At 59.9% G+C, this 21,700-nt stretch carries 12 protein-coding genes and 1 pseudogene; 3 read left to right on the top strand and 10 right to left on the bottom strand.

Annotated features, from left to right (window positions below):
* Positions 1-34 precede the first annotated feature (34 nt).
* From BLW36_RS03170 to BLW36_RS17675, 3 genes and pseudogenes are all read right to left on the bottom strand, one after another.
* The gene (locus BLW36_RS03170; RefSeq protein WP_091385065.1) at positions 35-1,123 is read right to left on the bottom strand and encodes an alpha/beta hydrolase; all 1,089 of its coding nucleotides are present in this window, start codon (positions 1,121-1,123) and stop codon (positions 35-37) included.
* A 702-nt stretch (positions 1,124-1,825) separates the two neighbouring features.
* Complete coding sequence (locus BLW36_RS03165) at positions 1,826-3,925, bottom strand: prolyl oligopeptidase family serine peptidase (protein WP_091385063.1); 2,100 nt, start codon at positions 3,923-3,925, stop codon at positions 1,826-1,828.
* A gap of 229 nt (positions 3,926-4,154) precedes the next feature.
* Positions 4,155-4,274 (bottom strand): annotated as a pseudogene (locus BLW36_RS17675) (pyroglutamyl-peptidase I family protein); the annotation flags it as partial.
* A 729-nt stretch (positions 4,275-5,003) separates the two neighbouring features.
* Between BLW36_RS17675 and BLW36_RS03160 the strand changes: the two are divergent.
* Positions 5,004-6,068, top strand: a complete 1,065-nt coding sequence (locus tag BLW36_RS03160) for a hypothetical protein (RefSeq protein WP_091385061.1) — start codon at positions 5,004-5,006, stop codon at positions 6,066-6,068.
* Positions 6,069-6,261: 193 nt separating this feature from the next.
* Here BLW36_RS03160 and BLW36_RS03155 read toward each other — a convergent pair whose 3' ends face one another.
* A complete protein-coding gene (locus tag BLW36_RS03155) occupies positions 6,262-7,044 on the bottom strand; it encodes an MBL fold metallo-hydrolase (RefSeq protein ID WP_091385059.1) in 783 nt (260 codons plus the stop codon).
* 92 nt (positions 7,045-7,136) lie between these two features.
* On the opposite strand from BLW36_RS03155, the gene BLW36_RS03150 reads away from it, so the two are divergent.
* Positions 7,137-8,075 carry a GlxA family transcriptional regulator gene (locus tag BLW36_RS03150; RefSeq protein ID WP_170833099.1) on the top strand — a complete coding sequence of 313 codons (939 nt, stop codon included), beginning with the start codon at positions 7,137-7,139 and terminating at the stop codon, positions 8,073-8,075.
* Positions 8,076-8,134: 59 nt separating this feature from the next.
* Here the strand turns inward: BLW36_RS03150 and BLW36_RS03145 are convergent, their stop codons facing one another.
* The 6 genes from BLW36_RS03145 to murI form a co-directional block, all read right to left on the bottom strand.
* Complete coding sequence (locus BLW36_RS03145) at positions 8,135-8,605, bottom strand: DUF6942 family protein (protein WP_091385053.1); 471 nt, start codon at positions 8,603-8,605, stop codon at positions 8,135-8,137.
* Positions 8,606-9,155: 550 nt separating this feature from the next.
* Positions 9,156-11,450 carry a catalase/peroxidase HPI gene (gene katG / locus BLW36_RS03140; RefSeq protein WP_091385050.1) on the bottom strand — a complete coding sequence of 765 codons (2,295 nt, stop codon included), beginning with the start codon at positions 11,448-11,450 and terminating at the stop codon, positions 9,156-9,158.
* 446 nt (positions 11,451-11,896) lie between these two features.
* Positions 11,897-12,970 (bottom strand): 3-deoxy-7-phosphoheptulonate synthase, encoded by a 1,074-nt coding sequence (locus tag BLW36_RS03135; protein WP_091385048.1) that lies wholly within the window; start codon positions 12,968-12,970, stop codon positions 11,897-11,899.
* A 191-nt stretch (positions 12,971-13,161) separates the two neighbouring features.
* Positions 13,162-16,614, bottom strand: coding sequence for a UvrD-helicase domain-containing protein (locus tag BLW36_RS03130; protein ID WP_091385046.1), 3,453 nt, complete (start codon positions 16,612-16,614; stop codon positions 13,162-13,164).
* The gene (locus BLW36_RS03125) at positions 16,611-19,310 is read right to left on the bottom strand and encodes a PD-(D/E)XK nuclease family protein (RefSeq protein ID WP_091385044.1); all 2,700 of its coding nucleotides are present in this window, start codon (positions 19,308-19,310) and stop codon (positions 16,611-16,613) included. The genes BLW36_RS03130 and BLW36_RS03125 overlap by 4 nt, the downstream gene beginning before the upstream one ends.
* Before the next feature lie 90 nt (positions 19,311-19,400).
* Positions 19,401-20,228, bottom strand: coding sequence for a glutamate racemase (gene murI / locus BLW36_RS03120; RefSeq protein ID WP_091385042.1), 828 nt, complete (start codon positions 20,226-20,228; stop codon positions 19,401-19,403).
* A 75-nt stretch (positions 20,229-20,303) separates the two neighbouring features.
* On the opposite strand from murI, the gene BLW36_RS03115 reads away from it, so the two are divergent.
* On the top strand, positions 20,304-21,698 hold the full coding sequence (locus tag BLW36_RS03115; protein WP_091385040.1) for a DNA recombination protein RmuC: 1,395 nt from the start codon (positions 20,304-20,306) through the stop codon (positions 21,696-21,698).
* Positions 21,699-21,700 lie beyond the last annotated feature (2 nt).

Raw genomic sequence — 21,700 nt, 5'->3', positions numbered from 1 at the left:
GGTGCCGGATTTCAAGCTATCGCAGCACAGGCTGTTACTGACCGGACCTGCTCGCCAGCTGACAGGCTTGATTGGACGGAACCAGTGTACAGACCTGTTTCAGCACCTTGGCGCCCCCCGCGTCGAGATCATTGCTATTCATATATTCCACCACTTCGATAAATGCATCGACGTTGCCGGCCTTGCGCTCAAGGCCGTAGCCGACCACCTGCGCGAGGTTGTCGTCGGCGCCCGCTGCGTCGGACATGCTGTAGTGGGCGCTGAGCCTCTGCAGCGTCTCCAACGGAATTTCTGTCGCGATGCCGAACCGCTCGCTGAGCTCGGCGTAGTGCTGTTTCAGTCCGGCGAAGCCGCTGGTCTTTACTGCGTACGAAGGCTCCCAGCCGGTGAAGGTGTGCTGCAGAGCGAACATCAGCGATGCGTGGCGGCTGGTACTGTGGGACTGTTCCGGGAAACGCTTGAAGGTGGTGTTGCCGAGGCTGGGGGGCAGCAGTTTTTCGGACAGTTCGGTAAACGGTGCCTGCATATGATCGCCCTCGTTGGCGATGGTGACTGTCAGCGGGGCGCGTTTTCTCAGTATCTGGTTCGGGATTGCCTTCACGCGCCTGTTGATCGCTCCGTCTTCCATGGACGGGCTGAAGGCGTAATACGCCGAAAAATCCTTGCCGTCATCCAGCCAGCTGTTCATTACGAAGCGGCCGGAATTGGAGTGCCCGGACAGGATCTTGTATGGCGCCACCCGGTAGTGCTTCTCGATATAGGGTACCAGTTCCTTCTCCAGGAAACGGGCAAACGGCGTTTTGCGGCTCGTTACATCGTCGGAGGCCGGTCGCAATTCCGGGCCGCGGCTCTGCACACCGACCACAATAAATTCGGGAATCTCATTGTCCAGTAGCCTGAGTGTGGCCACTGCTGGCAGCATGTCCCACTGGCCGTGCAGGACATAAATCACGGGATAAGTCCGCTGCAGATTTTCCGCGTAGGAGTCGGGGAGTTTGATATAGAAGTCACGCCGCTCGGATAGCGCGTCGGATTCAATCGTCACGCCGTCGGCATAGTCCAGTGTCGCTGCATGACAAATTCCGGAAAGAAACATCGCAACCAGAGTCAAAATCCATTTCATGATTATTATCCTTATTGTCGGGTCAGGTTGCGCTTGTGTCGTACAAATGGATATCTATCCAATGTAGCTCGCAAGGGCTTTTCGTCCAGTTTTTGTCAGATGAGCACTGGTCGTTTCCAATACCGGTGTTCTAATCTGGACAACTGAGGCTATTGGCCCAACCACGGTTCGCAGGCCCCGGCCTCAAGGCGCCGATAAACAAGCGGCTCCCGGATTAATAACAATAAGCAGAGTAACAGGAAAATTACTCTATCCGAAATCGGCCAATATCGTCGAAATTCTGAGTCTTCCCACCATCGTGTCGGGGATCTTCTTCGGCATCTCACAGATCAGGCTGAGCCGCAATCAGCGACGCGATCTCGCTATCCTCGAGTGTGCCTATCGATGCGATGTCCGATCTCGTCGGCGGTGCGACCCAGACGATCTGTGAAGTGCTGGAATCCTGGGTAATAGAAAACCGCCAGGCGCGTTCGCACCAGACGTATCTCGAATGCTATCAGTGGCTGGATGAGCAGGGGCAGGTCAGGACACTACCCGCTTATGAGATGCACAGGGACTGGGGGAAATCGAGGTCTACAGGCTGCCTTCCAGCGCCCGGAATTAACGCAATAGGCCCTTTAGAGCAGCGCTGGAATTTGAACGGAAGGTAAACTGGCGGAGGGAACACAGGTTCGGCTCCGCCGGCTTACGTTGAGTTACGCTTTAGTTAAGCGCAGTCCACAGGTGGGTGTACATCAGTGCAACCCGGTGCGCGAGTTGTTCGTTGGTTGCGCTGCCCTTGTGGCCGCCCTCGAGATTCTCGAAGTACTCCACATTCTGGCCCATTTCCTTTAAACGCGCCGCCATCTTGCGGGCGTGGCCCGGGTGTACGCGGTCGTCGCGGGTGGAGGTGAAGAAGAACACGGACGGGTAGTCGGTATCCTTTTCGAGGTTCTGGTACGGGGAGTATTCCTTGATGAAATCCCAGTCGGCCGTATCGGGGTTGCCGTACTCGCCCATCCAGGAAGCGCCGGCCAGCAGCTTGTGATAGCGCTTCATATCCAGCAGTGGTACACCGCAGATCACGGCGTTGAACAGGTCCGGGCGACGGGTCATGCTCGCGCCGACCAGCAGACCGCCGTTGCTGCGCCCCTCGATGCTGAGGCGTTCGGGTTTGGTGATCTTGCGTGCGATCAGGTCCTCCGCCACCGCGGCAAAGTCCTCAAAGGATTTCACCCGGTTCTCCCGCAATGCTGCCGCGTGCCAGGCCGGGCCGTATTCACTGCCACCGCGGATATTGGCCAGCACGTAGACACCACCGCGCTCGAGCCACAGCTTGCCGTAGGCGCCGTTCAGCGGCTCGTAGGAACCGGAGTAGGAGGGCAGCAGGGCGTTGCGGAAGCCGCCGTAGGAGAAGATGTGGGTCGGGTTGTTGCCGTCAAACTTGACGTTCTTGGCCATCACCGCGAAATACGGCACCTTGGTACCGTCCCGGGACTCGGCGAAGAACTGCTCGATTTTGAACTTGCTGCCGTCAAAGGTCGGTGACTGCACCAGCAGGCGGTCGAGCTTGTCTGCCTTGGTATCGAAACGGTACAGGGTCGGCGGGGTGACAAAGTTTTCCCACGTCAGGTAGGCATTGCCGCTCTCGTCGTCGTAGGTGGCGATGGCGAGCTGGCCGTTGTCCGGGAACGCAAGTGGTGTCCGGGTAAAGCCATTGTCGCCGCGGCGGTAGAAATAGGCCCGGCCCTTGACGTCATCCAGCATAGTCACCAGTACACCGGCTTCAGACACGACAACGGAGTTGACCACTTCGGTCTTGCTCGGCGTTACCAGCGCGGAAACCTCAGCCGCGCCTTGTAGCAGGGAGTCCTGGGAGACCAGTACCAGGCTGCCCAGCGGCCAGTTCTTGCCGCCAACTTCCCAGTCCTTGTTCAGTTTCACCACCAGGGAATCGCCCTGCGCGCCCTCGATCACCGCGCTTTCCGGCAGCTGCAGTGGCAGTACCTTGCCATTACGGTAGGCGAACACACGGGTGTTCCAGAAATCCAGCGCCTCGCTGAGGATGACCGAGCTCTGGTCGCCGCTGCCGATCACGATCGGGCGCAGCCATACGGAGTCCACCGGTACTTCCATCACGGGTTTGGCCTCGGCCAGTGGTTTGCCGCGCTGCCACAGCTTGGTGCTGCGGGCATAGCCAGAGCTGGTGGCAGCGTTCTCGCCCAGTGCGCTGGCGATCAGCAGGCGATCGGCATCGAGCCATATTGCGGACTGCTTGGCAAGCGGGGAAAAGAAACCGTCCTTCACGAATTTCTTGTCGCGCGCGTTGAATTCACGCAGTTCGACGGCGTCGCCACCACCGGCGGAAAGTGCCATCAGGCAGCGGGTCTGGGCCTCGTCTTCGCAATCCATACCCTTGAAGACCCATTTCTTGTTTTCAGTGCGGGACAGCGCATCGATATCCAGTACCGTCTCCCACTGCTCGCTGCCGCGGTTGAACTCGTCCGCGAGGATGCGGCGGTAGAGGCCGCGGGGATTTTCCTTGCTGTGGTGGTTTTCGTACAGCCAGTCGCCTTTCTGAGTGATTTCCGGCAGTCGGTCTTCCGCATTCAGCGCCGCGAGGGCATCGCTGTAGAGTGACTTGTACAGGGTGCCCTTTTCCAGACGGGCACTGGTCTTGGCGTTCTGCTCCTTGACCCACTCGATGGCGCGCTCGCCGTCCACGTCCTCGAGCCACAGATAGGGGTCTTCCAGTGCCCATACCGCGGGCGCGGAGAGCAGGGCCAGCGCCGCGATGGCAAAGCCTTGAAACTTTGTTCTCATAGTTATGTAACCTGTAGAAATTTTTAATCGCGAGCCTGAAGTCGCGAAAGTTCCGCCGGACAGGATATGAGATGCGCCAGCAGAGATCAAAGATTGATCGATCACCGGTGTGATGGCTGCGTCGAGTGGAGGCCGGGCAGCAGCGGCGCAAAGCGGACGCCCGATCAACCGGCAGCTGCGACAGGCCGGCTTCCTCAATATGCTCCGGGTGCAACAGGGCGCGTTCCAGTGCTGCCCGGATACCACGCCCAGCAGTTTCACTGGTCAGGCTTGGCGCCCCGAGGTTTTCCGACGGGGCAGCAACCTCCGGTAAATAGGGCAGGCGGATCCAGCCGGGACGGACTTCCAGTGCGCTGCTGGGGTTTAGCGCAGGAGGGCGTACATCAGTTGATGGGGCAGGAGGTGTCCCCGGTATCGGATATGTTGGCGACCACAGCCGCGGTGCGCATCGCGTTGAAGGTCGTGCGCAGGGGAGGGTGCCGATCGCTGGCCCCGCACTGCCATGCCCCCGTTGGTCTGTAACTGGTGGTCGCGCTTCGAATCATTAAAGTTTCGCGCGTTACCGACTCGGCGGGATTGATCGGTGTACAGCCGAAGGCTTCGATTCCAGTGACCAGGATCCTGTTCATTTAATTGAGCCGTCTCTTTAATAATTCAGAGCTATACATAGACAGGCTGCCCGGTTGTATTGAGTGCGCCGGCAGGTCGAGTGACACAGCGCGTTTTGGTTTTCGAACAATGTAGTCTTTCTAGGTGGTTGATTAAGAGCGGAGCAGAGAGTTCAGATCGCCAGCGAAGATATCAATGTGTTGTGCCTGTCTTAACTGGTACCTATGAATAGATGTAAGCGTACCAAGTTGATTCGACCTACATTTGCGGGTGTGAGATTGCTTGTAATATTGGTTATCCAATTTTTATTGGATTAAATACAGGCTTTTTCAGTAGACACCAAAATACTTCGCGGCTATTTTGACAAGCGACCTGCACACAGCGCGTGAAACCAGTTGGTACTGTCTGTATCTGGTGTTTGGCGACACAAAAATCAACTTAGGCAACGGTTCAACCAAGGATGAGAGCTATGCCCCACACTCCTTCGGATATTAGTCAGTTTCTTTACCAGCTGATAGAAAGCGACTTTAGCCGCCGAATTTTCGGTCCGGACTTTCAGAGCTACGGCGATTTTTGCAGCTATTTTGAAAAGCATTTCCCGCAGCAGCAGGATATTCACAGCGTCTGGAAAGCTAAGGGTCAGAATAAAGACGCCTGGTCCGAGGCGGATTTTCAGGCGTTGTATGTCGCCTGCTGGATTTATAAGCCGATGGAGAAAGGCACCTATTTCGTGCGTATGACCTCAAGCGAAGCGGCCAGTGTAGGAACCGGTTTCAAAAAGCTGAAGACGCGCAAAAGCAGCCATTTAAGCAAGTCCGGTCGCTCGGCGCACAGCGGCTGGAAGTTCCTGGCAGGTTACGAGGAGTTGCTCGTCCAGTGGCAGGAGACCAGTGATCGCACTTATCTGATGCTCAAGGCCGAGGGTCACACCACTGGTTTGGGCAGCCTCTATCCGCACTTGAAAAGCTGGAATCACAAGCGCAAGACCGGCGCCGGCCTGCAGGCCAATGCCGACCTCAATAGGCTTGCGAACAGTAACCACACCCCGATCATTGCCCGTGGAGCTGAAAACTTCAGTAATGCCTATATGGCCTTCCTGAAAGACCTGGGAACAAAGCGCAGCGACGGCTGCACCACCGGCAGCAGTCTGAAAGCCGTTCGGAGTGCGAAGGCTACCTGTACGGTAAGGGATATGTTGAATGTGCTGACCATGAGTCGAAATGGTGAATGGAGCAGCAAGACAAACCGCGAGGTACGGGAAAAACTTTCGGCTCTGGCGCAAAGGCCGAATGAAACAACCTATGGTGCTTATGTAAACGTCGATATAACACCGGAAATAAAGGCACAGTTTAGGCGTTTTGCTCAATTGTTCCTGGATGAGAATCGCCCCAATGCGGTCTATAACCGCTATTTCGAGGAGGTGCACGTTAATCCCGATCAGTTGAGCAATGCGATCAGAGACTTTATGACGTGGGACCTGCCCGATAGTCTCAGGGCGCAGACCCAGCGCCGCTCGCGCATGCTGAACTTTTAGGGCGCCGGTGGGCATTCGCGTTATTGGCAGTCCTGCTTTTACCCGTGATCGACCCTGCAATATTTGCCTTTCGGACACTGTCGAGTGCTGTGAAGTCGAGGAATGGTAGCCACCCAACCGCAACCGTATCCTACGTGGCTGCGATAGTCGGTGGCATCCCTGGTATGTTAGTTGGGGTGAGTCCTAGGGTTATTTAGCCTGCGGAAAACTCCAGAGTCTCCCCATCATCAGGAATCACTAATTTGTGAGCCTGATTTTCTTTATCGCACACTTTTGCCAGCTCATTTCGAGTCACTGGGCAGTGATCCAGAGCTTCCAGGTGATTGGCGATGACGATTCCCGGACTGATTCGACTCGCTTTCACAACGTCGTCGGCTCCCATAATGATGTCACCGCCCACATCGAATCTGGCGCCACCCGCAGGCATTACCGAGATGGCTGGCCGGTGATTCCGCAGGCAGGATTCCACTGCGGAAGTCAGGATGGTGTCGCCGGCGATGTACAAAGAAGGCTCTTCAGGCAGATTGATGAAGTAGCCATAGCCGTGTGCCATAAGGCTGCCAACGATTCCTCTGCCGTGGCGGCAGGGAATGGGGATGATGGTTCCATCCAGGAAGGCCTGTTCTCTATTTTGTTGTTTCAGTGGCAAGACATTCAGACCTTTCTTCGCCAGGAATGCCGCATCCCCCGCCATGCAGAATACCGGGATGTTCCGCTCTCTCAGCCACTTGGTTCCCGCTCGATCCAGATGGTCGAAATGTCCTTTCTGGCAGTGCGTAATCAGGCAGTGAGTAACGCGGTTCAGCAACTCTGCAGCATTATCTGGTAATTCAACGAGCGGATTCCGCCGCCGGCGAGCCGTTAGATATTTCAGGGGCGGAATGGCTCCCTTGGGGGCCAACATCGGATCAACGAGTATTACCCTTTCACCGGCTTCTATAACAACAGTGGCATTTCGCAGCTGCGTAATTCTCATGGCGCTCTCCTAATTGGTGGCGCGCATTGTAGGAATTCAGCGCAGTTGCTAGCATGTCAATATTTGACATTAAACAGACAGTTTTGACCTGTATGAAAATAGGCCTGCTTTTGTATCCTGACTGCATTCCGTCGGGGCTGTTTGCTTTCTCGGATATGCTTTTGGCTGCAAATGCCAGAATTGGGAAAAAGGAGTTTGAATTCTGCTGGCTAAGTGAGCAGGGAGCACCGGTCTCCTGCGCCAACGGGGTGGAGCTGCCCTCAGTCAGGTTAGGTACTGAGGAAATCGATGCGCTGCTCATACCTGGTGGCTGGCGCGACAGCTCCAATATCCACGCCGACAAGGATAGCGGTCTGGTTCAGTCAATTGCCCGACTGGACAGAAGTACCCCAATAATGAGCTACTGCACCGGTGTCTACCTTGCGGCCAGGGCGGGCCGGCTGGATGGCCAGGTCGCGACAACAACCTGGTGGTTGCTGAAGACAATTCGTGAACGCTTTCCGAAGGTTCGCTGGCAAGTCAACAGCACCTTCGTGGACAGTCGGCGCAACTCGACTGCGGCAGGTGTTACTGGCTATCTGCCGATAGCCTTGTCGCTGATAGAAAAGCATTGCGGAAGGCATATCGCCACCGACATCCAGCAATACATGGTGTTGCCGCGCCCGGTCGAGCGGAATACGCCGTTTCGGGAGTTGCCCCAGTTGATGCAACAGAACACATTCCTTCGTGACGTTTTCTATTGGGTGGAGCAGGTTTCCTACACCGAGATGACGGCTGCGGCACTGGCGGAGCACTTAAAAACAACTCCCCGCACTCTGAGCCGCAAAATCGCCGATATGACAGGGTATAGTTGTTCCCGATTACTGCGTTTGGTGAAGCTCAATCAGGTCAGCGACCTTCTGATCAGCTCAGGCAAATCAATTTATGCGATCAGCGACGAACTCGGGTTCGCCGATGACACCAGCCTGCGCAGAAGCTTTAAACAGATCACCGGTATGACGCCCGGTGAATATCGGCGCAGATTTGGCTGAGTGAAATTAGCGCCGCCCACCTGGTTCCTTGCGGCTCCAGCAGCTGCATTCTGGACGATTTAATCATCGTAAAAGCCCTCGTCGCCCAGGGCAGCGCGGATTTTGCTCACTAATGTATTACTGAGCTGCCGATAATCAGGGTAGGGTGTTAGCAGTAGCTGTTTTTCCGCATCGATTGAGACCTCGGGAGTTTTGGGCAAAGGCTGCGCATTGTGGTGTAAATTCTCGAAACGCTGTAGGTTGTCCTTTCCACCGATCCAGTGCCAGCGGGCACTGTTGCTCAGCGTTGGTTCAAAGTAGAGCGCGGTCTGTCGGAATAGCTCTTCATCCCTGAAGCGGCGCCAGTCGTCAGCAATTGGGCTCGCGATCTTGGCCAGCAGGGTCACGATCTTACGCCAGTGATTGGAGTTGGCGGCGACCAGAGCCTGGGCACTGGGGTCTACTATGAGCTGCGCCAGACCATTCGGGCGATGGGGCAGGTAAAGCACCAGCCGCGGATGGGCGGCGCCCAGGCATTCAGGTGGAGGCATGTTGTCGACTACCGGTTAGAAGATCCGGACGCATTTTCCATTGCCTGCGCTCCATTGCAACCATCGACGCAATGGGCAGTTGCAATGTGGTTTTTGTAGCGCCCAGGCAAAGTGTGGTCAGTAAATCTTCGGGCTGGCACAATCTTTTAGATGCCTCTGCGCCGATCTCTCCTCGACTTCAATGATTGACAGCGGCAGCAGTCCGCGCTGTTTCGCTCCTTGCCGTGTTGGTCCGATAACTGCGCCGGGGGCCATCATTCGAGCCGGCCACCTCCCTCGCAGCCCGGTTTACTAATGTACCGCGGACCGGATTACCTTTGAGTAAACTACTACTGATACATCGATGTTCGGTTGCTGCATAGCTTTTCTCTCCATCGTGTTAGCGAAGGTGTGGACGCAGATTTGGTGAGGGGAAGGTGATGGGGCGGCTGTTAACAATCTTTGTTAACGATGGTGTTTAATGTAATTCGGCCGATTGCAGTCACTAGCGACGTCCGCCAGGAACCAGCTTCTGTGGCTCCTGGCGCGAGTGTAATTCACTGGTTGGCGTCTATCTGCCCCGTACCTCGGGTGTGTCAAAGCGATCCAGATTCATTACCTTGACCCAGGCATTCACGAAGTCATTGACGAACCTTTCTTCACCGCCCTTCATTGCATAGGCTTCGGCCACCGCACGGAGCTCCGAGTTGGAGCCAAAAATGAGGTCCACAGGTGTGGCTGTCCACTTCTGCTTGCCGGACTTACGGTCGCGGCCCTCGTAGATGCCTGCATCTTTTGAGGACTTCTGCCAGTCAGTGGACATATCCAGTAGATTGACGAAGAAATCGTTGGTCAGGGTGCCCGGCCTGTCGGTAAACACACCATGTTTTGAGTCGCCCGTGTTGGCACCCAGAGCACGCATGCCGCCGACCAGAACGGTCATTTCAGGTACGCTCAAAGTAAGAAGGTCGGCCCTGTCCACCAACGCCTGTGCGGGAGGCATGGTATTACCTTCGCCATAGTAGTTGCGGAAGCCGTCTGCTTTCGGTGTCATATAGGTAAACGATGCAGCATCCGTCATCTCTGGTGTTGCATCAGTCCGGCCCGGGTTGAAGGGAACCTTCACATTGTGCCCGGCCTTTTGTGCGGCTTGCTCGATAGCTGCGGAGCCACCCAATACGATGACATCGGCGAGCGAGACCTTCTTGCCGCCAGACAGGGACTTATTGAAATCCTGTTGGACGGATTCCAATTTGCTGAGGACAGTTGCCAGCTCCTTGGGCTCGTTCACCGGCCAGTTTTTCTGCGGTAAGAGACGAATGCGCGCACCGTTTGCGCCCCCGCGCAGATCGCTACCGCGGAAGGTGGAGGCAGAGGCCCAGGCAGTCCTGACCAGCTGCGGCACGGTCAACCCGGATGCAAGGATCTTGGACTTAAGCTGGTCGGCATCGCCGTCGCCAATCAGTTTGTGATCAACGGCGGGAACGGGATCCTGCCAGATGAGATCCTCCTTGGGCACTTCCGGACCGAGATAACGTGATTTTGGCCCCATATCGCGGTGGGTCAGTTTGAACCAGGCCCTGGCGAATGCATCGTCCAACTCTTTCGGATTGTCCTTGAACCGCTCGGAAATCTTGCGATAAGCCGGGTCCATTTTCAGGGAAAGGTCGGTGGTCAACATGACCGGCGCGTGGCGTTTGTTGGGGTCGAACGCATCTGGTACCAGGTTCGCCGCACTCGGCTCTTTGGGAATCCACTGTATTGCACCAGCCGGGCTCTTGGTTTTCTTCCATTCAAAGTTATACAGGTTCTGCAGGTAGTTATTGCTCCACTGAACCGGAGTCACGGTCCATGCGCCCTCCAGGCCGCTGGTAAATGCATCGGACCCCTTGCCCTCACCGCACTTGTTTTTCCAGCCAAATCCCTGCTCCTCCAGGGGGGCGGCGGCGGGCTCGGGCCCTATACAATCGGCCTTGACGGCGCCGTGGTTCTTGCCAAATGCGTGGCCTCCGGCGATCAACGCCACGGTCTCTTCGTCATTCATGGCCATGCGCCCGAAAGAGGTACGAATCCTTTCCGCGGCGGCCATCGGATCGCCACTGGCGTTCGGCCCTTCCGGATTGACATAGATCAGGCCCATTACCGTGGCGGCCAGCGGATTGTCCAGCTTGTCTCCTTTAAAACGCTTATCCGCGCTCAGCATTTTGGTCTCTGGCCCCCAGTAGACGAGGTCCGGTTCCCAGTCATCCACGCGACCGCCGCCGAAGCCAAATGTTTCGAAGCCCATAGACTCCAGTGCCACATTGCCCGTCAGGATCATCAGGTCGGCCCAGGAGATTGCATCGCCATATTTCTTCTTGATCGGCCAGAGGAGGCGCCGGGCTTTGTCGAGGCTCGCATTATCCGGCCAGCTGTTCAGGGGATCGAAGCGTTGCTGCCCCCCTCCGGCGCCGCCCCGGCCATCACCAATGCGATAGGTTCCGGCACTGTGCCAGGCCATGCGGATCATCAGTGGACCGTAGTGGCCATAATCGGCTGGCCACCAATCCTGGGAGGTCTTTAAAACGTTCTCGATATCCTTCTTCAATGCGTTGTAGTCGAGACTCTTGAAAGCCTCGGCGTAGTTGAAGTCGTCACCCAGTGGATTGGAGTCGGCGCCGTGATCGCGCAATGGCGACAGATCCAGTTGGTTTGGCCACCAGAACTGGTTTGACTTCGGCTGATTCTGGGTTAGCGCGTGTGGGCCCTCCGGGTTGTCCATACCCGCGAGTGGGGGCTCCTCCTGAGCAGTTGCTAGCCCGGATGTTGCCAGTGTCGCCACGACAATTGCCGTTACGGGCCAAAGGGCTAAGATTCTTTTCAGCATTGAAGTCGCCTCCCGTGAATAACAAGTGCAGTGCAGCCATTAAGATAATTGAGATTGATAGGCCCTAGTCGCACACAGGATTGGAAACGCGCCGTCTCCGATTCGAAATGCGCCAAATTTTGGCTATTCCGGCTAATTGAATATTTATTGAGCGGAAAGTTATAGCGCGGCCATTTGTATGGTGCAGTAAGGAGAGCAGTTAGCTCGCTATGCGCGCGACGGCGATTTGGGGGAGGGAGCCGTGACAATACACTCGCCCTGTGTATTTGCCCGACAGCAGCAGTGGTTACTCTCAACTGTCATTACCGCGCATTGCTCGCACGACTAGATGGCTCCGTATGCGCCGGTGGTGGCGATTTTCGTTGACGTTGTTCACTGGATAGTTACAAGAGCAAAAAAAAGGTCGGCAATGCCGACCCTTTTTCGTTGATAGCAAATGGGAATGATTAGCTGCTGCGAGCCTTCAGCGGCTCCCGCAACTGCTCCGCCATCTTCAGCAGCAGCGATTCAGTGGTCTCCCAGTCGATACACTTGTCCGTCACCGATACGCCGTATTCCATCTGGCTGTGGTCATCCAGGATTTTCTGGTTGCCGGCCTTCAGGTTGCTCTCCACCATGATGCCGATAATGGACTGGTTGCCGTCCAGGATCTGGTGGGTGACGTTGTCGACTACCAGCGGCTGTAGCTCGTGGTTTTTGTTGGAGTTGGCGTGGCTGCAGTCGACCATGATGTTTGGCGTCAGGCCAGCGCTGCGCAGCTCTTGCTCGCACACGGCGACGCTGACAGAGTCGTAGTTCGGCTTGTCGTTACCGCCGCGCAGCACCACGTGGCCGTATTTATTGCCGGCGGTGTGGATGATCGCCACCTGTCCTTCCTTGTTGATACCGAGGAAGCGGTGCGGGTTGGCGGTGGACTGCAGTGCATTGATGGCCACGTCCAGGCTGCCGTCGGTGCCGTTCTTGAAGCCCACGGCTGAGGACAGGCCGCTGGCCATCTCGCGGTGGGTCTGGGATTCGGTGGTGCGCGCGCCGATGGCGGACCAGGAGATCAGGTCCTGCAGGTACTGCGGCGAGATCGGATCCAGCGCCTCGGTGGCGGTGGGTAGGCCCAGTTCGGCGATATCCAGCAGCAGCTTGCGGCCGATATGCAGGCCGTCCTGAATCTTGAAGGAGTCGTTCAGGAATGGGTCGTTGATCAGGCCCTTCCAGCCGACGGTAGTGCGCGGCTTCTCAAAATAGACGCGCATGACAATCAGCAGGGTGTCGGACACCTGGTCCGCAACCTTCTTCAGGCGCTGCGCATAGTCGATGGCGGCGTCCACGTCGTGTACGGAGCAGGGGCCGATCACTACCATCAGGCGGTGATCCTTGCGATCGAGGATATCGCGTACTGCGGCGCGGCCTGCGGCCACGCTGGCCTCGGCAGCATCGCTGATCGGGAGTTCTTCCTTCAGCTGCTCCGGGCTGATCAGTACTTCCTGGGAGACGACATTTAAGTCGTCGAACTGCTGTGTGGTCATGGCGTTCACTAATTACTCTGGTCCATCTACCGCTAGGCGCGGCGCGCAAAACGGGCCACCCATCCTACTCAGCCACCCGGGGCAGGGCGAGGGTTTCATTTGTAACCAAATGGCTTATTGCGCGCCAGGGCTTGCGCCGGCAAAGGGACTCCTACAGCGTGGCAGTTTGTAGGAGTCCGCTTGCTGGCGGATCAGGACAGTTCCGCCAGTTTTTGCAGTAGCGGAAAGTAGAGGGCGCAGCGGATATGGCGTTCGCCGCGGGCGTAGAACAGCTTGCGATAGGCGTCGAGCTGGCCGCGGTAGCGCTCCAGCTGGGTGGCGATGAAGTCCTGCTCGTCCTCGTCGGCAGCCGGCTCGGCGGTCTTGTAATCGACAATCCAGCGCACGCCGTCTTTGTCGATAAAGGTGCGGTCGACGATGGCACGGCGCAGCTGGCGGCCGCCGCTGTGCAGTTCCAGCTCGCAGGCGGAGTCCCGGTGACTGCCGTCGAGCAGCCAGCGGCCGGTGTCGCAGTCGAGCGCTTTGACTACGGCCTGCTCGACCTTGTCCCTGGCCTTCTCCAGCCCGCTGCCGTAGAGGCCGAGCTGGCCGAGGCGCAACTGCCAAAGCGGGCGCTGCTGTTGCACGCGTTCGACATTCCAGTCCTGCAGGTCCGTTTCGGCGATATTGGCCAGCGTCTCGTGGGCGACCGTGCCCGCATGGCGCAGCCAGCGCAGCGCCACCTGGCCGAGTTCAGGGATGTTGGCTTCGCCAGTTTCAGCTGGCAGATAGTCCGGCATGCGGTACTGCGCCAGCCAGTCCTGCTTTGGCATGGCCGGCACCTGCCACTGCTGCGGCAGGCGCAGCAGATAGTCGCGATTACCGGCTGCGCGCTCCGCTTGTTGGGCGTCTTCCGGTGTTTCCAGCCATTGGCACCAGGCGCTGTCCTCGTCGGCGCGGATCGTCGGCCAGATGCTGGCGAGCAGCGCGGCGGCCCCCGGCGCTTTCAGGTCGCCTTTCTTTTCGTCACGATTGACGCAGGCGAGCAGGTGCAGTGAACGGATGGCGCGGGTGCAGCCAACGTACAAGAGGCGCGTTCCCTCCAGGCGCTCGCGCTCGCTGTTGTCGTAGCGCAGGTAGTCGAACAGCGGATCGCTGTCGCCGCGGGCGCTCTTCGGTGCGAGCAGGAAGCGGCTGTCGCCGTCGCGGTTCAGCCATTCGGCCCAGCGCAGCAGCTGGTCGCCGCCGGGCTTGCCACCCTGGTCCAGGCCGGGAATCAGCACGTGCTCGAATTCCAGGCCCTTGGACTTGTGGATCGTCATCACCTGCACCGACGCATCCTGGCCGGGGCGGGCGAAGAGCTTTTCCAGTGCGTTGTAGAACTGCTGCCAGTCGGCGATGGCGCCGCCGCTGTCGAACTTCTCCAGCAACTGGAAGAAGTCCTGTACGTTATCCAGATCACTCTTTTGCGTGACGGTGGCGGGTCCACCGAGCGCCAGCCACAGTCCCTCGATCCAGGTGCGCAGCGGCTTGCGGCCACGCTGCTGCCAGGCCTGCAGTATCGGGCCGGCCGCGCGCTGGAGGAGAGCGCGGCCGTCGTCGCTTAGCAGCTGGATATCATCGATTTCCCGCAGCGCCAGCAGTAGCGGGCGCGCGCTGGTATCGGTCGGTGCCAGATCGCCGTTGTTCCAGTTGGCCAGCGTGTACAGGTCCGGCAGTTGCAGCCCGCACCAGGGGGCGCGCAGCAGCGCCAGCCAGCTGATGCGGTCGCTGGGATCGAGCAGGGCGCGAGTCAGGCTGAGCAGATCCAATACCACCATCTTACTCGCCAGCGGCGCCAGGTCCGGTGCCTGGTAGCTGATACCGGCGGCGCTCAGGGCGGGCAGTACACGGCCGAGGTGCCTTTTCTTGCGCACCAGGATCGCGATACGCCCGCCGCGATCTTCTGCCTGCAGCCGTTGCACCAGCTCCACGACCTGCTGTGCCTCGCGGCTGCGCTCGTCATCATCGATGCAGCCGTAGAAATTCACCGCCGGTGCCGGCCACTTCGTGTCCTTGAACGCGTGGGAGTTGAGGTAGCGCACGGCGCCACGGCTGATATTGTCCTCGGCCGGGAACGCCCGCTGGAATGTGCTGTTGACCCATTCCACCACCGCACCCTCGGAGCGGAAATTCACCTGCAGGTCCAATGGCTCCAGTTGGACCTCGCCGATACCACGGGCGCGCGCATCGAGGAAAATCCCCACGTTGGCGTTGCGGAAGCCGTAACAAGACTGCATGCCATCGCCGACGATAAACAGCGTGCGGCCGTCATTCGGCTCCCAGCCGGCGGTGAGTTTTTCCAGCAGCTGCAGCTGTGTCTGCGAGGTGTCCTGGAACTCGTCGACGAGGATATGCTTGGTCTGTACATCCAGCTTCAGCGCCAGGTCGGTGGGCTCGTCGCTGTGGCCGAGCGCGATCAGCGCGGCCTGCGCAACTTCCGTGTAATCGGTGGCGCCCAGCTGCTGGAAGACCAGTTTCAGTTCTGCGACCAGTTTGGGCAGCACCTGTGCCAGCGCCTGCAGCAGTTGCCACTGGCTTTCCTGCAGGCCCGAAGGCAGCTTGCGCACTTCGTTGATGGCGTCGAGTAGGGGTTGGTTACCGCTGAGTTCCGCCAGCAGATCCTTGATCCGTGCCTTGTATTCATTGGCAAGCGCCGTTTCTGGGTTTTTCTTGTCAACTGCAGGAAAACCCACACGCTTGTCGACCGCCTTGCGGATGTCTCCCTTGCCGGTCACCAGCAGTTCAGTCAGCGCCAGCCAAACGGGCAGGGCGCCGTTGTCCGCCTCCGGCAGGGCGTCCAGCTCCGCGCAGGCAGACAACGGGTGGCCGGGGTTGTCCCGCTGCAGGTTCTGGCCGGCATAACTGGCCAGTTCAATCAGCTCGCCGGCATAGCCGCGCAGCGCGCTGGCGAGGTCGCCGAGATTCTCCGCCACCAGTTCGTCAATGGCGAAATGGAAATAATCCTGCGCGCCTTCCCGACCGACATTGAGCAGCGGCCCGAGCCATTGTTCGCGCTTTTCCAGCAGTATCTGCAGCAGTTTGTTCAACTGGCCGAGGTCGTTGTCCAGGTGCAACAATAACTGCTGCAGGTCACTGTCCGGTGTCTCGCCGTCGAGGTGCCTAAGCAGGTTCACCACCGCCATCTCGAACGCGATCTGCGTCTGCTCCAGCGGCTCACCCGGTGCCCCTAAGCCGCTCTCGATCGGCAGCTGGCTGGCGAGGCTGCGGCACAGACCGTCGATGGTCTGGATACGCAGGCGCTGCGGCATCTGCAACAACTGCCAGTTCAGTTCCGCATCGCGGGCGAGCAGCTGGCTGGCCAGATCCCAGGTGATGGCGTCGTGGGGGTTGTCCGGGCGCTCGGTGTCGCGCGCTTGCTGCAATGCCTCGATCAAACGCTCGCGCATTTCGCCGGCGGCCTTGCGGGTAAAGGTGATCGCCAATACTTCTTCGGGCTGTTGGCAGCTGGCGAGCAGTTTCAGCACCCGTTGGGTCAACAGGCCGGTCTTGCCGGAGCCGGCCGGGGCGGACACGGCGAAACTCCGGGTAATATCCAGCGCGCGGCTGCGTGCGTCGGCATCCACGGGCTGGCGGATCGGATTTGGAATCACTGCTTCTGTCATTCTGCTTGCTGCTCCCGTTCCGGCCAGCGGTTCAGGGGCCATAGTTCGCTGTCATTATCCGCTGGGCGGTCGAATGTCAGGTTCGCCACGCCGTTGCGGAATTCGTCGGCCAGCAATTGCAGGCCGTGCTGCCAGTGCTGGATCAGTTCGTCCCATGTCGCATAGGGTGAATCTTTTTGCGTATCGGCGACCGCCTTGACGCCGTCGATGGGCTGTTCCAGTTCGCCGCAACCGCTCCACTTGCAGTCGCCATTGCGCACCTGGCCGAAGGCGATGGCGCGGGCGCTGGGCTGAAAAAGCGCGTACAGCGGCAGCTGCGGTTCGCGGATACGCTCACCCAGCCAGTCCCTGATGCTCGGTGTGCCGGTCTTGTAGTCGATCACCAGCTGTTCCCCGCTGGCGAGCTGGTCGAGCCGGTCGAGGCGCAAGTTGAACTGCAGTCCGCCGATTTCCACCTGCTGCTCCCATTCGATCTTTTCCACCGCAAACGCCGGGCGGTTGGCCTCCAGTTGCAGCCACTGCTCCAGCAGCCGCCGCAAGCGCTGCTGTTCCATGGCCCAGAAGCCTGCGGGCAGGTGGGTGTGCTTCTTACGCACGTTGCGCAGAGAATTCTCGATCGCGTGTTCGGTCTGTTCGCGCCGGTTTTCTTCGCTCTGGGACTGCAGGTGGGCGACGTCGCCGCACTGCTGCCAGAACTCCGCCAGTACCTGGTGGACGATATTGCCGCGCTCCGCCGGATTGAGGCCGATATTCGGTTGCATAAACCCGTTCGCGCCGAGGCGGTAGCGCAGCTGTGCATTCAGCGGGCACAGCGCCTGGGCCTTCAGCACCGAGGCACCGCCGCGCACGCGCTCGCAGTCTGCGGGCGTCAGTGGCGGCAGCCGGTCGTCGGCGACCCTGTCCAGTGCGGTGGCGCCGTCCAGCTGCGTGCAGTGATCGCGTAGCGCATCGGATTCGATCGGGGCAGTGGCTGCCGGGCTGCCGAACAGGCTGCTCAATCCCTGGTGTACACCGTCTTGCTCGGCGGCGTAGCTGATGACGATATCGGTGCTGGCGTTGAGTAGGTCGTCACTCAGTTCGCGTGCCAGCTCCAGTTCGCGTTCGGCGCTGGCACGCGGCATTTTCCAGTGCTTCTGCCACTGCACCGGCAGCAGCGGATTGGGCGCCGGCGCCGGCGGCCACTGCTGCTGGCCGAAGCCCACCAGGCGCAGGTGGTCGAAGGCGAGGCCGCCGGCCTCGAGCACGCCGAGAATCTGCAGCGGTCCGTCATGGGTCTGGGCCTGGAACGGCGTACGACTGGCGATCTGGCGCAGCTGCTGCAGTGCCTGGGTCAGGGTCAGGCTGCCGCCGTAGGCGGACAATGCGGCCAGGTCTTCGAGTGCGCTCTCCCAGTGCATCAGTTGCTGGTATTCCTGGCTGTCCGGGTTGCGCGGGCCGGGCCAGCCGAGGGCGGCGAGAGCGTCGGAGAAACGCGCGGCCCAGATTTCCGTCGGTGCACGTTGCCAGCGGCGTTGCCAGTCACCCAGCTTCTCCAGCTGGCGCGGCAGCTGTGGTGACTCCAGCTGCAGACCCTGTGCTACGCGCTCGGCCCAGTAGCGCAGGGTTGCGCCGTCGATACGGCGCAACTCGAGCTTCTGCAGGCGGCGGAACAGGGCGGCGCGCAACTGTATTTCGTCTTCGTCGCCCCAGAAGGGGCTGAACAGCAGATTACGCAGCTGCGAGTAGTCCCATTCGTCCCGCAACAGTTCCAGCAACTGCAGGGCGCCGCTACCAATCGGTGTCTGCGCCAGTGGTGTACCGGCGGAGAAGTTGAACGGCAGCGTGTAACGCGGCTGGCGCGGATCCAGATATTGCGGTTCGAGTACGCGGGTGAAGATGGCCTCTACCTGCGCGCGACACTGACCGAGGTTGTTGACGACGATACCGACGCTGGCGTGCGGATTGCCGTCGAGTTTGCCGGCGGCCCAGCGGGCGGCCTGGTACAGCTCGTCCTGCAGGTCCTGGCAGGGGGCTTTACGGACTTCCGCTTTGCGCTCCATGGATGGGCGCGAGTTTACCGTGTCCGCGGCGGCCTGAATGATGGCGTCGGCCAGCGGTGATATCTGTGCGAAGCCGGCCGTATCTATCTGCGGCAGCTTGGAAATCACGCCTTCGTGCAGTGCGCGCAGAATCAGCTGGTCGCGCTGGTCCGGCGTGATCGCATTGTGGGTGTGGAGCTGGTGGGCGAAGGCCTTGATCAGCGCAATCAGCGGCAGCTGATCCCGGTTCAGCGTCAGTGCGAACTGTTCCAGCAGCGGCTCCAGTGCGGTGTCGATCCGGTCGATATCCGTGACCAGCTGCCACTGCAGCAACTGCGCCAGCGCGCCGTCGGCATCGCGGCACAGTTGCTGGCTGTTCAGCAGCTCGCGCTCGAGGGCCTGGTCCAAGGCGCGCTGCCACAGCAGCTGGCGCTGTTCCCGGTTCAGCACCTGTTTCATGGCCGGGGTCCAGCCGCGCCGCTGCAGCTCGAACCACAGCTTGTCGAGCCAGCCCTGCAGGGATTCCACCGGTGGCGGTGCCCAGCAGCTACCGGGCTCCTGCCGGGTGGCGTAGACCTGCCGGCAGCGGTTGCGCAGGCGGTTGTTCGGGGTCAGCAGCAGGCCTCCCGGGGGGAGTTGTGCGAGGATTTCCAGGACGGGGAATGCCGGTTGCAGCATGGAGTCGGGGCACCAGTTCGGGCTTGTGATTGTGAGATTAACGGTCGCGGTTTGTGGCGGAGCTGTCAACCGGGATTTGGCAGTCGATCGTCAGCTGGCAAGGGATTCGATGCGGGGCGCAAACTCGGCGAAGGCCCCGGCGATGCGGCCGTCGCTGTCCGCAGTGCTGGTCAGCAGCAAGCTCTGCCCGGGGCTGGCGGGGAGGTCCAGGTTCAGCTCACCCAGCCACCACTGCACCCGCCGGGCGATGGCCGCGCCGGAGTCCAGCCATTGGATGCTGCGGGGGGCGTAGCGATCCAGTTCGTCCCGCAGCAGCGGGAAGTGGGTGCAGGCCAGTACGGCGATGTCCACCCGGTCGCCGCCGGCGGTGTGGAAGATCCGGTGCAGGACCGGCTCCAGGTCGGCTTCGGTGACCGTTTCGCCGCGGAGCTTGGCTTCCGCCAGGTGCACCAGCTCCGGCGCCGGTACATTGATCACGCGGTTGCCGTTGGCGAACTGTTCAATCAGGTCGCGGGTGTAGTTCCGGTTGACGGTGCCCTCGGTGGCGATCAGGGCGATGGTGCGGGTGCGGGTGGCCGCGGCGGCGGGTTTTACCGCCGGTACCACGCCCACTACCGGTTGGTCGAGCGTTTCGCGCAATTGGGGCAGGGCGAGAGTGCTGGCGGTGTTGCAGCCCACCACGAGAATGTCGGCCTGGCTGCGCGCCATCATGGCGCTGGCCTGCTCGACGATACGCGGCCGCAGCTCCGCTTCGCTTTTGGTGCCGTATGGATAGAAGCCGTTATCGATGCCGAAGTGCAGGGTCAGCCCCGGCAGCAGGTGGCGGATTTCCCGCGCAATACTGATGGCGCCCACGCCCGAGTCGAAGATCAGCGCGCTGGGGGGCAAGCTGTTAGAATGGGCGCTTTGTGTCTGCATAGATAACTTCGATTTCCCGACGACAAAATCCGTCCCGGAAGAATACCTCAATTTACAGGGAGTATTAGCGAACCAATGCCAACCTTTCCACTGCAGCTGAGCCTCGAACACGCGATCCTTGCGGGTATTGCCCTGGCGTTCTTACTGGGGCTGGTGTTCTGGCTCGCCGGATCCGGTGCGCGGCGCAAGCTGGCGCAGACGGCAGCGGAACTGCAGGTGGCCCAGGCCCGCCTGGACGGCAGCCGCGAGCGCGAGGCGGAGTTGTCCCACGAGGTGCAGACCCTGCGCACCGAGCTGGAAGACAAGCTGCAGCGGCTGACCCGCAGCCAGGTGCTGGTGGAGAAAAGTGAGGCGGCTCTGGCGGAGCAGCGCCAGCTGCTCGAGCAGACCCGCAAGGCGATGGCGGAACAGTTCGAGAACCTGGCCAACCGTATCTTCGAGGAGAAGCAGCAGGCGTTCGTGCGCCGCAGTGAGGACAGTCTGCGCAAGAGCCTCGATCCGCTGGAGCGCCAGCTGGGGGATTTCCGCAAGCGGGTGGAGCATGTCTACGACCGCGAGAACGCCGAGCGCAACAGCCTGCTCGGCCAGATCAAGGCGCTGCGCGAGCAGACCCAGCGCATCAGTGACGAGGCCCTGAACCTGACGTCGGCGCTGAAGGGCGACCGCAAGATCCAGGGCAACTGGGGCGAGGTGGTGTTGGAAAGGTTGCTCGAGGAGTCCGGTCTGCAGAAGGGCCGCGAGTACGAGACGCAAGTGACCATCACCAGCGACGGTCGCCGCCGCCAGCCGGACGTGATCGTGCGGCTGCCGGAAAACAAGGATCTGATCATCGACTCGAAAGTGTCGCTGGTGGACTACGAGCGCTACAGCTCCGCCGAAACGGACGAGGAACGGACCCAGGCGCTGAAACAGCACGTGAATTCCCTGCGCGCGCACATCACCGGTCTGAACAAGAAGGCCTACGAGCAGCTCGAGGGCGTCCGCACACTGGATTTCGTATTCATCTTCGTGCCCATCGAGGCCGCCTACATGCTGGCGATGCAGGCCGATCCGGAACTGTTCCGCTTCGCCTACGAAAAACAGATCGTGCTGGTCAGCCCCACCAGCCTGATGGCAACGCTGCGCACGGTGGAAAATATCTGGCGTTACGAGAAACAGAACAAGAACGCCGAGAAGATTGCCGACGAGGCCGGCAAGCTGCACGATCAGTTCGCGATGGTATTGGAATCCCTTGACGATCTCGGCGGCCGCCTGCGTCAGGCGGAAGAGGCCTACCAGCAGACGTACAAACGCCTGGCCACCGGCCGCGGCAACGCGGTGAAGCGGATCGACAGCCTGCGCAAGCTCGGCGCCAAGACCCGCAAGCAAATCGCTGCGGACCTGCGCGAGCAGGCCGATTCCACCGAGTTCAAATCCCTGCCGGAACCCGAGTTGGAGGGCGAGGCCGAATCCGAAGTGGAAGGCGCATAACT

It is taken from the genome of Microbulbifer marinus (genome assembly GCF_900107725.1).
Taxonomy (GTDB): Bacteria; Pseudomonadota; Gammaproteobacteria; order Pseudomonadales; family Cellvibrionaceae; genus Microbulbifer; species Microbulbifer marinus.
The sequence above is the reverse complement of the archived record's forward strand: the minus strand, read 5'-3'. Positions and strand labels throughout refer to the sequence as shown.

Bases quoted from the DNA above. Each gene is read 5' to 3' on its own strand.
- murI (WP_091385042.1), bottom strand. From the start codon at position 20,228: ATGCAGACACAAAGCGCCCATTCTAACAGCTTGCCCCCCAGCGCGCTG.
- BLW36_RS03115 (WP_091385040.1), top strand. From the start codon at position 20,304: ATGCCAACCTTTCCACTGCAGCTGAGCCTCGAACACGCGATCCTTGCG.
- BLW36_RS03160 (WP_091385061.1), top strand. From the start codon at position 5,004: ATGCCCCACACTCCTTCGGATATTAGTCAGTTTCTTTACCAGCTGATA.
- BLW36_RS03130 (WP_091385046.1), bottom strand. From the start codon at position 16,614: ATGACAGAAGCAGTGATTCCAAATCCGATCCGCCAGCCCGTGGATGCC.
- BLW36_RS03165 (WP_091385063.1), bottom strand. From the start codon at position 3,925: ATGAGAACAAAGTTTCAAGGCTTTGCCATCGCGGCGCTGGCCCTGCTC.
- BLW36_RS03170 (WP_091385065.1), bottom strand. From the start codon at position 1,123: ATGAAATGGATTTTGACTCTGGTTGCGATGTTTCTTTCCGGAATTTGT.
- BLW36_RS03155 (WP_091385059.1), bottom strand. From the start codon at position 7,044: ATGAGAATTACGCAGCTGCGAAATGCCACTGTTGTTATAGAAGCCGGT.
- BLW36_RS03135 (WP_091385048.1), bottom strand. From the start codon at position 12,970: ATGACCACACAGCAGTTCGACGACTTAAATGTCGTCTCCCAGGAAGTA.
- BLW36_RS03125 (WP_091385044.1), bottom strand. From the start codon at position 19,310: ATGCTGCAACCGGCATTCCCCGTCCTGGAAATCCTCGCACAACTCCCC.
- BLW36_RS03150 (WP_170833099.1), top strand. From the start codon at position 7,137: ATGAAAATAGGCCTGCTTTTGTATCCTGACTGCATTCCGTCGGGGCTG.
- BLW36_RS03145 (WP_091385053.1), bottom strand. From the start codon at position 8,605: ATGCCTCCACCTGAATGCCTGGGCGCCGCCCATCCGCGGCTGGTGCTT.
- katG (WP_091385050.1), bottom strand. From the start codon at position 11,450: ATGCTGAAAAGAATCTTAGCCCTTTGGCCCGTAACGGCAATTGTCGTG.